The following is a 13562-nucleotide window of genomic DNA, read 5'->3' as shown; positions in this document are numbered from 1 at the left end:
TTTCTTTGCGCTCTCCCGGACATGGCTCAATTGCCGTTGGGTGCCGATTGACACTCGTTGGCACCTTCGCCAAGCTATCGGTTGGTGCTTATTTAAATTAACGCTGGTTGTGAGCAGAATATGGCGGTCGAATCGGATCTCGTATCGCAGCTCTCGGGGAAACGTGTTGCCTTCGTCGGCAAACTTGGTGGAGTTAATCGGCGTGAGGCCTCTCGCTTGCTGCGCCAACACGGTGCGATTCCCGTCGATGAACTTGATCAACAAGTCAACATTGCGGTGATCGGTGCGGATGAGCTGCCGATTGGTGATGAATCGATGTTGAGCGAGGCCATGCGCGACGCTGCGGGGCGTGGAACTCTGGAGGTCATTTCAGAGACGGAGTTTTGGCACCGACTCGGCTTTGGCGAGAACGAGAAAGAGGGAAATGTTCGGCGACTCTACACGCCCGCCATGCTGGCCCAATTACTCGATTTACCGGTTGCAACCGTGCGACGCTGGCATCGACGTGGCTTGATCGTTCCTGCTCGCGAAGTCCATCGGCTACCCTACTTTGACTTTCAAGAAGTGGCGACAGCTCGTCGGCTTGCTGAACTGCTTGCGGCAGGCGCATCGCCATCTGCTATCGAAAAGAATCTTGAACAGCTTGCCCGTTTGGTCCCTGATGTCGATCGACCGTTGGCTCAGCTCTCCGTTATTGTCGAGGGGCGGCAATTGTTGCTGCGGCAGGGGGAAGGCTTGATCGAGGCCGGCGGCCAGATGCGGCTCGATTTTGATTCGGAGCAAGAGAGCGAATTAGAAGGCCCCCTGCTCGACGAAGTTGCAGAGCCCGTGGTGCTTTCGATGGAATCGGTCTTATCTCAAGACGAAAATGAGTTTTCCTGCGACGACATGATTCGCATGGCCAACGATCTGGAGGACGCGGGACAAACTCGCGAGGCGATTGAAATGTATCGAGCTGCTCTGGTGGCTGGTGGCCCGCACGCGGAAATTTGCTTCCGCTTGGCCGAGTTGCTTTACTTGATCGGAGATGTGACAGCCGCGCGAGAACGCTATTCAACGGCTGTTGAGCTTGACGAGAACTACGTCGAAGCACGTGCGAATCTTGGCTGTGTCTTGTCAGAAACCGGCGAATTGGAGTTGGCCATTGCAGCTTTTCAAGGAGCACTCCGCTCTCATCCAGACTATCCGGACGTGCACTACCATCTGGCCCGTTCTTTCGATGAAAATTCGCAAGTTAATGAGGCGGAACACCATTGGAGAGAGTTTATTCGTCTGGCTCCCGACAGCCCCTGGGCAGCTGAAGCTCGCAGTCGAATCGGTATCGACGGGCATTGAGTTGCGGAGATTCAAGGGATTATGTCGATTTTAACGCTCTTGGCCGATTGTTCAGGTTCTGCTGTAGGCTATTAAATCCCCTCCACAGTAGGATTTACGTCTTCCCCCTTCGTTATCAGAATCTTGACTAGCTAGACTGCCCAATTTATCATGGGTTTGGTCGAACTCCTGAATCGTGGGATTCAAGGCGTGTCGGTAACAGACCCTTTAACATGGAACAGGAAGCTCGATGGGCTTGGCAATCTTGGGCGTGCTCGTCCTAGCCTTCATCGCTTTGGCGGTCTTCAGTGCAAAGACATGGCAGATTTGGCATGTTGTCCTAATGTTCGCGCTGTTCATCGCGACGTTCTGCTTTATGGCATTTGCTGCTGCTACGCTGAAGACTCAAGAACGATGGCGAACTCAGTACGTCAGGTCGACGAAAGATTTGGCGCAAGCTCAAGAAACACAGCTTCAATTAACGAAGGGCTCGATCTTTGAGACCGACGATCCGTCGCTACCTCAAATTCAGAGTGATCTTCGTCGCTTGCTTGTCGATCGAGGCCGCGTCTGGCGAAATTTGGCCGTTGCGGGGATTGGTCAGGGCTCGATCACTTTGGATGCTACGAATTGGGGCGACGAGGCTTGTTATCAACCACGCTCCGGCGTTGACGAGTATGATGACTTCGATGATGAACCAGTAGAGCCGATTCCAGCCGAGGGTGAGGCGGCTGCGGCGAGCAACACCAAGCCTCTTGGGCTACAGCAGAACTCCATCGTTTTTGCTTTCAAAGAAGCTCCGATTGCACAATTGCCACAGCCTCTCCAGCAGCTTCTTTATGGTGATGATCCGCTCGTTAAAAACGACAAGCAAGGCTTTTGCAAAGTTCCCGATTTCTACCTTGGCGAATTTAAGGTTACGAATGATCCCCAGGCGGATCCCAACACGGTAAAGCTTGAACCTAATCTGCCGTTGGACAAATCGCAAATCGAACAGCTCCAAGAGGGTTCGTCTTGGGTGCTCTACGAAGTTTTGCCGATTGATTCGCATGAGGCGACTCAAGGTCTCACTCCTGAGCAATTACAGCTGTGGCTGCCGCCCATGATGGAGGATCAAGATCGTTATCAGGCTGTGCTTGATCAGTATGTTCGCGATCAAACCCAAGCCAATGATATGGATCCCCCCGAACGCAAATGGATGAAGGTGAAATTCACGGAATCCAAGTCGGATATTGACGTGGATGTCAGCGAACCGACGTCTATTCCCGATGCGCCTTTTGATCCAAGTGGTCGAGCCAACGCCGATGATCTTCGACAGTTTGAGTCGGTTGGATTTGCCAAGGGCGATGAGGTGGTCGTCGACTTTTCAACCGGTCAGGAATTCATTAATCAAGGAATCGCCGAATTGGTTGAGCCGATCTACGTTCGGCAATTGCGTGATTACGAGCGGTTTTTTCGAGCGAACGTGAATCAGATCGACGCGTCGCGTCGCGAGATCGGCGTGACAAATACGGATCTTGACAAGCTAAACCAAGCGTTGGCTGATCTGCGGAGCCAAATCCAGTTTGTCACCAATCAACGTCAGCTTTTGACGGAAGATCGAGATGGTTTCAAGATGGAATTGGCGATTATCCAGCAGTACCAGCAAGCCTTGGAGCAGCAATGGAAGACGCTGCTTAGCGATCTTAGCCGACTCTACCGAGCGAATAAGCAGCAGATGCGGCAGCAAGTCTCTGGCGAGCCCAACTCCAATCGCCCTCGGTCACTCTAGCCGATCGAGTTGAGTACCCGGGGAAAAGACCCGGTGGACCCGGTGGGAAATGACCGGCGACCGCTGCGTTGGCGGCAATTGAAGCGTTCTACCGAACCGCTGGCCGTTTTTCGCGATTTCTTTCTGGCATGGTAAAGCCTTAGGTGTGCATGACTGCACTTTTATGACGGACACGCGTACGATATCCTTACCCGTTGATGCTCGGCCTGCTCGATTTGGGAGTGCGGGGGAGTGAAAGCAGAATCGACGGCTGGAATCTAAGCTGGCTCGTCGTCAACCGAGGTTCAAACTGGACTGCCACGATGGGACTTTACGACCGACCCTACTATCAGGATGAATCCGGCAATTCGTTTTCGCGAATGGCGGGTCAGCGAACGATGATTCTTAATTTGATCATCGTAAACGCGGTTATTTTCGTTGTGGATGTCTTCATCTGGCCGAAGACCACGATGGAGGTTTCCGATGGCTTGGTCGTCACTCACAACTTAAGCAACTTGTTGGCTGTGAAGAGCGAGACGTTGCTGAATCCATTATTGTGGTGGCAGTTCGTGACCTACGGATTTGCCCATTCACCGACTGATGCTTTTCATTTAATCGGTAATATGTTGGGGCTTTTCTTCCTCGGGCAACAGGTAGAGCAGCTTTACGGCAGGCAAGCCTTTCTGAGGATGTATTTGACATCGTTGGTGGTCTGTTCTGTTGCTTGGTCATTGACCAGTTTGTTGCTAGGTGACAGAAACGGGGCACTAATCGGTGCATCGGGTGCGGTGACGACCGTTGTGATCTTATTCGCTTTGAATTTTCCGCACCAAAAGGTGCTGTTCATGATGTTCATTCCCATGCCGGCATGGGTCTTGGGTCTCTTGATCGTTGGTTTTAATCTGTTGGGAATGCATCAAGGACCGGACGGACAAACTGAGCGAATTGCCTTCGACGTTCACCTGTTTGGAGCCATCTACGGCTATCTCTACTTCAAGACCAGGGCGGATTTGGTGACCATTTTTATGCCACAGCGTTGGGTCCATCGAATACGCCTTCCCAAGCGTCGCCCAAAGCTCAAGGTTCACGATCCGGATGTTCGTTACGATCAACTCGATGAACAGGCGGATGTTATCTTGAAGAAGTTGCACCGAGAAGGCGAAACGAGTCTCAGTGCGAAGGAACGTCGTGTGCTGGAGGATTACAGTCGGCGGATGCAGCAGAAGCATCGTTAGGATGCCCGGAAATTCCGTCGTTTGACTCGATCCCACATGCTAGTTTTGCATGGCATAGAGAATCACATTAATGCCAATCTTGGCTGCGTCTTCGCGCATGTAACCCTTGCATTCGATGGAGCCCTGATTTTCCAAGGCACAGCTGAGGTCGTAGGGTGAAAAAACAACGGCCAGTCGCCCATCGATTTCAATCCCCTGGAGCTCAGGTGGGACACTTTCAACCCGCGATCGCAGCGGTTGGTTTTCTGTCCGTCGTTGTTGTGGATCGCGGAGTTGTACTTTGGACAGATCAAAGCCCTGGAACGCATCTGTAAATAAAGGATGATCGGATGGGATTGCCTGCAGGGGATGATCCGGGAAGGCGGCTTTCATCTCCCTACGGAAAGAGTCGGTAAACTGTTGGCTCGCGCAGATCGAATCAGCAAAAATGAATCCACCATTCTTCACAAAATCGACCAGCGCCGAACGCTCGGCAGCCGTCAATCGAAAGCTTCGTCGCCCATGCATGAATGCGATGGGGTATTCGGAAAGAGTCGTGTCCGTGAACGGTAGCAGACGCTTTTCGCTGCTGACACGAAGGTTCAGCTTGGATCCCAGTAATCGCTGCAGATTTGCCAGGGCTGCGGGTGCATCGTCGCTTCCGCCATTGTGGGCTAGTTTCGCGATGTAGAGCGTACCTCGTTCGTGTACGCCCTGGTCGCCCTCAAATGCGAGTACTGGTGGCGTATCAAGCTTTTCCTTGAGCTCGCGATTGGTCGCGTAGGTGATCACGTTCGCTCCGATCGCCAACGCTGCCTTGATCTCTTCCTGAACAACTGGCGGATAGCTAGATTGTTGTCGTGAGTCTGCCAATTCCCAGTAGCACGACAGTTCTCCCGGGCAGTAGACGATACTGGTTCGGCAGCAGGAGTCGACACCGTAGAGGGGACGCATGTGGTCGGGATTCACTCTCTCTTCTGCGTACCAAATGGGGTGATCCGCAGGCAGCAATCGAAGCGGATTCTCTGGAAACAATTCGGCGATCAGTTCCCGAAAGTCTTTGTCGAAACCGCTACCCTCACAACAGGCTTCGGCAAAGATAAATCCGCCCTGATCGATGTATTGCCGCAGAATGTCTTTTTGTTGTCTCGAGAGCTGTAGACTGTCGCGTCCGGAAAGGTACAGAACCGGGGTTTCGAGTAAATCTTCTACCGTCGCGGCGCTGCCCTCGATGATCTGCCAGCTCAAATCCCGTTCCCAACGACGTTCGATATCGCGCGTTAAGTGGGCCAGGTCATGGCGATGTCGGTTCCAATCTGCTTCCGGTTCACGACGCAGTTTGGCGATGACGACCGGGCGACGGCCTTTGGCCAAGAACAAAACGGCCAACGCGGTCCCAATGTGAGTGTTTGCCTCCATTCCCGTACCTCGCCAGTATCCTCGCAGCCGATCTTGCTGTTCGAGTAACGTTTCAGCACCTTCTCGATACCAGTCGTGATGCCCTATAAATCGACGCCCGGATAGTCGCCCAACTCGCTCAATGCCGTACATGTAGTAAAGAAGCCAGGTGCGGCTAAAACTTCGGTTACGACGACTTGCCATGGAATTTGGATTGCTGTTCACCGAGAAGTTGCGCCCTAGCCAATCAAGTCCCTGCTGCGCCACGTTGTTGTTGCTCTGTCGTGCACAGCAGTCCACAACATCGCCTGTGACTTTAGCATCGGATTCGGATACTTGACCGGATGCAATCACGACGGAGGCCACGCCGGCACAAGTCATGCTGCCGGTCGATGGCATCTCAGGGTTGTAGCCCCACGATCCATTGTCCCGTTGAGTGCGCGTCCAGTATCCCAACGCTCGCCGCCAAGTGGATTCTTCGACGTTGATACCAATCGTTTCTGCCGCGTAGAGGGCCAGCATGGCAAACTGCGTATTGGATGGGTCTCCTCCCCGCTTGAGCTCACCGTACGCCCAAGCTCCGTTGAAGGGTCCGTCGGTAATTTGTATTTGTTGAAGCCATTTCACATTTTCACGAATCTGCAAACGATCTTGTTGAGGATCCGCCGCGCAAAGCACCATCGTCTGCAAGGCGACGCTGTAGGTTCGAAGTGGACTCTTAGGTTTGCGTAAATACTCAAGCGATTTGCGAATCACCGGATCATCGGCCGGAACACCTGCGTTGAGCAAAGCCAGTGTGCAGAGAGCCGTAACGCCTCCCGGATAGCCATTTTGTTCGCTCCAGTTGCCGAGCCGCGGATTTTGTTCAGCTTTCAAATACAAAATGCCCCGTTCCAGCGACCGCTTTACCTTTTCAGCTGTAATCTGTCCCCACGTTGGCGTCACAATTGATCCAATCAGCGCAAGAAGCAAAACGTTGAATTGGACGCTTCGTAGGGTCATCACAAAATCCTCTGCGGAAGAAATTGAATCGTCATAATTATCTTAGGATTCAGACGTTACGACAGCAATGAATCATTCTGGCTCGTTGCTGTCCCGTCGACAGACCGATAAAATCAATTGGGGCGCCATGTAGTCTCGCCCCAACTCATCCGCAGATGATCCTTCCGGACCATATTCTGCTTGCGACTAACAGAAAGGCAATCGGACACGGTGGCCACAAAATCCCGTAGTCTTGGCGATATTCTTCAAGAATTCAGTCAACATCGTCAATTGATGCAGCAAGAGTTGCAAAAGGTTATCGTCGGCCAAAACGACGTGATCGAACAGCTCTTTGCGGCAATTTTTACGCGCGGGCACTGCCTGTTAGAGGGGGTGCCGGGGCTGGCGAAGACGCTGATGGTTAGCACCTTGGCCTCAATTCTGGATGTTGGCTTCAATCGTATTCAGTTTACCCCCGATCTGATGCCATCCGATATCACGGGTACGAATGTGATCGATGAAGATGAGTCGGGGCACCGGCAATTTCGTTTTGTCGAAGGTCCGATTTTTTCAAATATATTGCTGGCAGACGAGATTAACCGGACGCCACCAAAAACTCAGGCCGCACTGTTGCAAGCCATGCAGGAGCGCGAAGTCACGGTCGGGCGCACGACTTATACGCTGCCCGAGCCATTTTTTACGATCGCGACACAGAATCCGATTGAGCAAGAAGGGACCTATCCCCTGCCGGAGGCACAACTGGATCGTTTCATGTTTAACATCAAGGTGGGTTACCCGACAGCCGAAGAGGAGGAGCAAATCCTTTCGGTGACCACTCGAAACGAGAAAGTCGAAGTGCGGAAGGTACTTTCCGCAAAGGCGATTGTGAATCTGCAAAAGCTGGTAAGCAGCGTGGCGGTAAGCGAATACATTGTCAAATATGTCGCTCGGTTGGTTCGAGCAACGCGACCCAAGGATGAGTCTGCGCCGGAATTTGTCCGCGAATTGGTCGACTGGGGGGCAGGTCCACGAGCGGGGCAGTTTCTCATCAACGGAGGAAAAGCTCTGGCCGCCATGGATGGACGTTTTTCGGTGGCGATCGAAGACGTTCGGAAAATTGCGATTCCTGTCTTGCGACATCGAATCAGCACGAATTTTCAGGCACAGGCGGAAGGGATGTCAAATGAAGATATTGTGATCCGCTTGATGGAGATCATTCCGGAACCCGAAGTCCCTAAATTTACTCAGCCCGCCGGCTGATCAGAACGGCGCTTTCATGTCTACCGTGGAGAAATATCTGAAGCCCGAGGTGGCTCGCCAGATTTCGCGTCTTGATCTTCGCGCCCAGTTTGTAGTCAAGGGTTTTCTGCAGGGTCTGCATGCGAGCCCGTTTCACGGTTTTTCCGTAGAATTTAGCGAGCATCGCAAGTATACGATTGGAGACGACCCCAAGGACATTGACTGGTTGGTTTATGCGAAGACCGACAAGTACTATGTCAAAAAGTTCGAGGCTGAGACGAACATTACGGGGTATCTGGCAATGGACCTCAGTCGTTCGATGTCCTTTTCCTATGGTCAAGAATTAACCAAATTCGATTACTGCATTTGTCTGGCTGCCGCACTCTGCTACTTAATGGTTTACCAGAATGATCCCGTGGGTTTGATCACCTTCGACACAAAGATTCGTAGTAGTCTACCGCCCAAGTCCAAGCGGACACAGTTTGGCAATTTGCTGTCGCATCTTTCTCAACTCAAGCCGGAAGGTGAGACGGAGATTGCCAAGAGCTTGTCGCAAATCGCTGCGATGATGAAACATCGCAGTTTGATCATGATCTTCAGCGATTTACTGGGGGATACGGAGCCAATCATTCAGTCGCTTCGACAAATTCGACATGGCGGTCACGATGTGATCCTCTTTCATGTCTTGGACGAAGCGGAGGTGCAATTTCCTTTTGACGGGGTTGTCGAGTTTGAGGAACCGGAAGCCAAAGAGCGGGTTCAGGTGGATGCGACAGGCATTCGGCAGGATTACTTGAAGGAACTGGAGGATTTCCGCCAGCGTTACCGTCGAGAATGCTTCCAGATTGGAGTCGACTACGTTCCACTCGATACGAGTATGCAATTTGATAAGGCCCTGATGGAGTATTTGGTAAGCCGTCGTGGACGTTGACTCTTGTCGATGATCGGTATCCGAGAGAGCCGCCAATGTCGTTTATACACCTGTCGTTGCTTAGTATCGGTGGACTATTCTTAGTCCTGCCGATTGCGCTGCATTTGGCGATGCGACAGAAGCCTCGGCATCAGGTATTCCCGGCAATTCGTTTTCTCCAAGTGCGACAGACGACGAACAAACGTCGCCTCCAATTACGCCAATGGTTGCTGCTGTTTTTGAGATGCCTGGTGGTTCTCTTGTTGGCGTTGGCGTTGGCAAGGCCGAGCGTAGCCTCGGCAAACCTGGGGCAATGGCTCGCGGTGGGTGTTCAGCTCTTGTTGCTGTTGCTATTCGCATTTGTCACGCTGGCAGTCTACACGTATCGCCGAGGACCGCTCCTGTTGGGAGCGCTCTTGCTGCTGAATCTGATCTTGATGGTCTCCTTGGCGAATTCCGCGTTGGCGATTACTCGAGGCTCTGCACCGCTCATGTTGGGTGACAGTCAGGCGCCGGTGGCGGCAGTTGTGTTGATTGATACTTCGCCACGAATGGCCTACCGGCATCAGAATCGGACTCGTCTGGACAAAGCCAAGGAGATGGCAAAATGGTTGGTCTTGCAACTTCCGGCCGACAGTGATGTGGCTATTATCGAATCTCGTCCGAGGACGGCGGCCTATGCCGTCGATGCAAGTGCCGCAGTGAAAGCCATTGAGGCGATTCGAGTTGGCTATCAGCCCCAGATGTGGAATCAGCTACTGGAAAACGCTTTGCAATTACTCGAGCAGAGCGAATATGAACGTAAAGAACTTTATGTCATTTCTGATTTGACTGCGGAAACCTGGGACGATGCGGTCAACGGATCGTTCGCAAGCGACCTGGCTGCAGCTGCCAATGTTACCCTGCAAGTCATCGATGTGGGGGTCGCGGAATCGAGGAATGACGCAGTTGTCGCGCTTGAACTTTCTGAAGAGATGGTGCCGAGCGGCAGTCCCATCAATCTTCGTGCCAATATCCGACGGTCAGGATCGGCTGGAAGCTGCACACTTCGATTGTTTGTGGAAAGCGAAGATAGCGAGGATCCCATTATCGTGGATGGCGAACTTCAGCTGCCGGAAACCACGATGCGGGGCAAGCAAACAATTGATTTGGCTGAGGATTCATCGGCATGGATCTCTTTTTCATTGTCTTCTTTGCCGTTTGGAACCCATCACGGATATCTTGAAATCGATGGTGACGATGGCTTGGAGATTGATGATCGTCGGTACTTCACGGTGCACGTGCGCCCTGCTTGGCGAGTGCTCGTTGTTGCTGCTGATGGCGTGGATAGTGATTTCTTGACGTCCGTATTGTCACCGCGGGGTTTTCGGAGTGCGAAGTTTGACTGCACTGTTGTCTCGCAGTCGCAACTCAAAGAACAACGATTGCAGGATTTTTCCGCTGTTGCGGTCCTTGATCCAAAGCCATTAGCGGACGATCAATGGAATAAGTTGAAACGGTATGTCGAAGCCGGAGGAGGGCTTGCGCTGTTCTTGGGACGTAACGCACAAAGCGCCGAGAAGTTTAACAGCGAGGCGGCCGCTGACGTCATGCCAGGTAACATCCAACGCCAGTGGCGAGACGACGAGGGTATCTTCTACGCGCCCCGAGAATTCGATCATCCGATGATGGCACTGTTTCGCGATATTCGCTCGACAGTTCCTTGGCAATCGATGCCGATCTTTCGGCATTGGGTTATCGAACAGCTGACAGAAGACGCGTCCGTGATCGTGCCGTTTTCTAACAATAAGCCGGCCATTGTCGAACGATTGATTGGTGCTGGTAGGATGGTTCTGGTTGCAACGCCCGTGTCGGAAGCCGAATCGCCGGGGATGGCAGCCTGGAATCAGGTGTTGAACAGTCCTGATCCATGGCCCTTCGTGATGTTGCTTGATCGCCTTTTTTTGTATTTGGTGCAGAGTCAAGATGCACCGCTAAATTATCAGACTGGGCAGATCGCACAAATTGCCGCACCGAATACGCGGGACCAGCGATGGCCACTCCTCACCCCTCGCGGTGATTGGCAGGAAGTTACCTCAAATGACGGTCAAATTCGTGTCGCGTTCACTGAAGATCCCGGCGTGTATCGCTTGAAAGCGAGCGAGGCGGCTGATACGGCTCGAGGTTTTTCTGTCAATCTTAATGAGCAAGCGACGCTACTCGATCGTATTACGCGAGAACGATTAGATGAAACTTTTGGCGTCGCCCGTTTTCGTTTGGCCCGTGAACGCGACGAGATCATAAGAGAAATTGATCAGGCTAGAATTGGTCGAGAATTCTATCCGTTTCTGTTGCCTGTTCTTGTACTGATTCTCGCCCTTGAGTTTGTGCTTTCGAATCGCTTTTACTCGCACGGATAAAAAACTTAGAAGACCAATATGGCTCGTTGGACACTCGAACCGATTTTGGAAAGCTATCTGGCAGTCGGTCTTCTGGCCGCTTTGCTGCTAGCGCTTTTACTGATGGTGCGTCCGACCAGTAATCTACTTTCCCGACGAAAGACAGCCCTTGTCATCTTGCGAGCCATATTGATTCTGCTGTTGGTGATCGCCATGTTGCGCCCAGCACGAGTTAGCACGACGAGTCGTCCGCAGACTGCTACACTCTTGGTCCTGTTTGACCAAAGTCGGAGTATGAAAATCGAAGACGGGTCGAGCGGACTTTCTCGTTGGCAAGAGCTGATTCGCGCGATCGATGCTGCTTCGGAAAAGTTCAGAGACTTGTCCGAGTCTCTGGAAGTCCGTGTTTATGGCTTTTCGGGAGATCTTGAATCAATCGAGCTGGCAGATGGTCGGATTGAATTCCCGGATTTACCCCGCGGTACGCAAACGGACATTGGAGCCGCCCTTGATGAAATGTTGAGTCGAGAGACCGGGAAACGCTTGGCGGGCGTGATTCTGTTGAGCGATGGAGCTCAACGGATTTATGATCCAAAGGTTGATGTCCAACAGGTGGCTCGAAATCTTGCTCGACTTGATTGTCCGCTCTACACAATTGCTTTTGGGAAACCTCGCGAACAGTCTCAAGCTCGAGATGTGGCCGTCGAAAACTTGCGAGATCAGTACACTGTTTTTGTGAAAAACGAACTCGCGATTCGTGGTGCCTTGCGCGTGCAAGGATACGTGAATCGCCCACTACCGGTTCGTATTACGATACTTCGGCCCGACGGCGAGAGTGAAATACTGGGGCCGATTACCGTGACTGCAACGGAAGATGACTCCTTGGCACCCTTTGAGTTTATCTACACACCCCAGGAACCGGGTGATTACAAATTGACAGTGGAAGTCGAACCTCAGGTTGGAGAACTGGTTGTCGACAACAATCAAGTGACCGCATTCTTGACGGCCCTCGATGGTGGTCTGCAAGTGTTGTACCTCGAAGGAAACCTGATCGGATACGAGCAGAAAATGATTCGACGTTCTCTCGCCGCTTCGCCCGATATTCAGTTGGACTATCGCCCCATTGATGCTCGCTTGCGTTCGAATTGGCCAGTTGATCTGAGCAGTGTCTTTGAAAAGACCAACTATGATGTATTCCTGATCGGAGATGTCGACGCGGAAGCCCTGGGTACGAAGAATCTTGCTTACATTGCCGAGCAGGTGCAAAAAGGGAAAGGGCTGATGATGACGGGTGGTCTGAATACGTTCGGCCCAGGTGGATATTTCGGAACACCCTTAGAGCCTGTTCTACCCGTTGTGATGGGGCGCTTCGATCGGCAGGAGTTCGGGCCGGAAGTGGAGGTCCGCAAAGATTTGCATTTGGATGGTCCGCTTTCCATGATCCCTTCCCGAAAACACTTCATTACGCATCTTGGTAAGGATGATGTTTGGAAAGAGCTTAAGCCCTTGAAGGGAGCCAATCGATTTGAAACAAAGCCGCGGGCTACCGTCTTGGCGAAAACCGACAGCGGCTTACCGATCTTGGTGGTGTGGCTTTACGATGCTGGCCGAGTGATTGCTTTTGCTGGTGACTCGACTCACCTCTGGTGGAGCTACGGTCAGCAAGATGCGCATCGTCGCTTCTGGCGACAATCGATTTTGTGGTTGGGGAATAAGGATGAATTGGCACGTCGCGACGTTTGGGTGAGTTTGCCGCGTCGAAGGTATCGTCCAGGGGAAATGATTGAACTGTCAGCCGGTGCACGAGGGGAAGACGGAGATCCGTTATCGAATGCCACGCTAGTTGCCAACCTCGTAGATCCTCTTGGCAATCGACAGCCCCTTCGATTAACTCCCCAAGGAGATGAATGGAACGGGGTTTGTGAGGAGGCGAGGGAAGCAGGTGAGTATCGGATTGAAGTTGATGCGAACCTAAACGGCGAGGCAATTGGACAAGCAGTTGCTCGATTCCAAGTTCAAGATCGTGACCTCGAATTGAGTGACCCGGCGGCGAATCCAACTCAATTGGAACGCATGTCCTGGGTGACTCGAGATTCCGGTGGCCGTACAGTATTGCCCGAACAATTGTCGCGTTTGCTTCAGGAAATCGAAGAGCGTCCTCCCGAAATTGAGATCGAGCTTGAATCTAAATGGCGATTCGGAGATTCCACTTGGGATGCTTGGCCTTTCTTTATCTTGTTCGTTGTCGTGTTAGGAAGCGAATGGTGGCTGCGAAAGCGTTGGGGGATGGTGTGAGCCGATTCGCTCACGGATCGAAGACAGAACGAGTCTCAAAGTAGAGCGTACCATTGCGACATGAGTTTGAAATCTCGCGGTTC

8 protein-coding genes are annotated in these 13562 nt (G+C 52.3%); 7 read left to right on the top strand and 1 reads right to left on the bottom strand.

The window, feature by feature from the left end; genetic code table 11:
• Positions 1–120: 120 nt before the first annotated feature.
• The 3 genes from P8N76_21100 to P8N76_21090 all read left to right on the top strand — a co-directional run bounded on the left by P8N76_21100 (position 121) and on the right by P8N76_21090 (position 4299).
• Positions 121–1335 (top strand): tetratricopeptide repeat protein, encoded by a 1215-nt coding sequence (locus P8N76_21100; protein MDG2384181.1) that lies wholly within the window; start codon positions 121–123, stop codon positions 1333–1335.
• Positions 1336–1564: 229 nt separating this feature from the next.
• Positions 1565–3085 carry a hypothetical protein gene (locus tag P8N76_21095; GenBank protein MDG2384180.1) on the top strand — a complete coding sequence of 507 codons (1521 nt, stop codon included), beginning with the start codon at positions 1565–1567 and terminating at the stop codon, positions 3083–3085.
• A 197-nt stretch (positions 3086–3282) separates the two neighbouring features.
• The gene (locus tag P8N76_21090; protein MDG2384179.1) at positions 3283–4299 is read left to right on the top strand and encodes a rhomboid family intramembrane serine protease; all 1017 of its coding nucleotides are present in this window, start codon (positions 3283–3285) and stop codon (positions 4297–4299) included.
• 39 nt (positions 4300–4338) lie between these two features.
• Here P8N76_21090 and P8N76_21085 read toward each other — a convergent pair whose 3' ends face one another.
• Positions 4339–6678: a DUF4159 domain-containing protein gene (locus P8N76_21085; GenBank protein ID MDG2384178.1), complete on the bottom strand. Its 2340-nt coding sequence runs from the start codon at positions 6676–6678 to the stop codon at positions 4339–4341.
• Between the two features lie 240 nt (positions 6679–6918).
• On the opposite strand from P8N76_21085, the gene P8N76_21080 reads away from it, so the two are divergent.
• The 4 genes from P8N76_21080 to P8N76_21065 are packed head-to-tail and all read left to right on the top strand — an operon-like array spanning position 6919 to position 13479.
• Positions 6919–7917, top strand: coding sequence for a MoxR family ATPase (locus P8N76_21080; protein ID MDG2384177.1), 999 nt, complete (start codon positions 6919–6921; stop codon positions 7915–7917).
• A gap of 16 nt (positions 7918–7933) precedes the next feature.
• Complete coding sequence (locus tag P8N76_21075) at positions 7934–8827, top strand: DUF58 domain-containing protein (GenBank protein ID MDG2384176.1); 894 nt, start codon at positions 7934–7936, stop codon at positions 8825–8827.
• A 35-nt stretch (positions 8828–8862) separates the two neighbouring features.
• Entirely contained in the window at positions 8863–11205 is a 2343-nt protein-coding gene (locus tag P8N76_21070; protein MDG2384175.1) for a VWA domain-containing protein, read from the top strand.
• Positions 11206–11223: 18 nt separating this feature from the next.
• Positions 11224–13479: a glutamine amidotransferase gene (locus tag P8N76_21065; protein MDG2384174.1), complete on the top strand. Its 2256-nt coding sequence runs from the start codon at positions 11224–11226 to the stop codon at positions 13477–13479.
• Positions 13480–13562: the final 83 nt, after the last annotated feature.

It is taken from the genome of Pirellulaceae bacterium (assembly GCA_029243025.1).
Classification (GTDB): Bacteria; Planctomycetota; Planctomycetia; order Pirellulales; family Pirellulaceae.
Note: the sequence above shows the minus strand (reverse complement) of the source record. Positions and strands in the feature narration are given on the sequence as shown.

Bases quoted from the DNA above. Each gene is read 5' to 3' on its own strand.
- P8N76_21100 (MDG2384181.1), top strand. From the start codon at position 121: ATGGCGGTCGAATCGGATCTCGTATCGCAGCTCTCGGGGAAACGTGTT.
- P8N76_21095 (MDG2384180.1), top strand. From the start codon at position 1,565: ATGGGCTTGGCAATCTTGGGCGTGCTCGTCCTAGCCTTCATCGCTTTG.
- P8N76_21090 (MDG2384179.1), top strand. From the start codon at position 3,283: ATGCTCGGCCTGCTCGATTTGGGAGTGCGGGGGAGTGAAAGCAGAATC.
- P8N76_21085 (MDG2384178.1), bottom strand. From the start codon at position 6,678: ATGACCCTACGAAGCGTCCAATTCAACGTTTTGCTTCTTGCGCTGATT.
- P8N76_21075 (MDG2384176.1), top strand. From the start codon at position 7,934: ATGTCTACCGTGGAGAAATATCTGAAGCCCGAGGTGGCTCGCCAGATT.
- P8N76_21070 (MDG2384175.1), top strand. From the start codon at position 8,863: ATGTCGTTTATACACCTGTCGTTGCTTAGTATCGGTGGACTATTCTTA.
- P8N76_21065 (MDG2384174.1), top strand. From the start codon at position 11,224: ATGGCTCGTTGGACACTCGAACCGATTTTGGAAAGCTATCTGGCAGTC.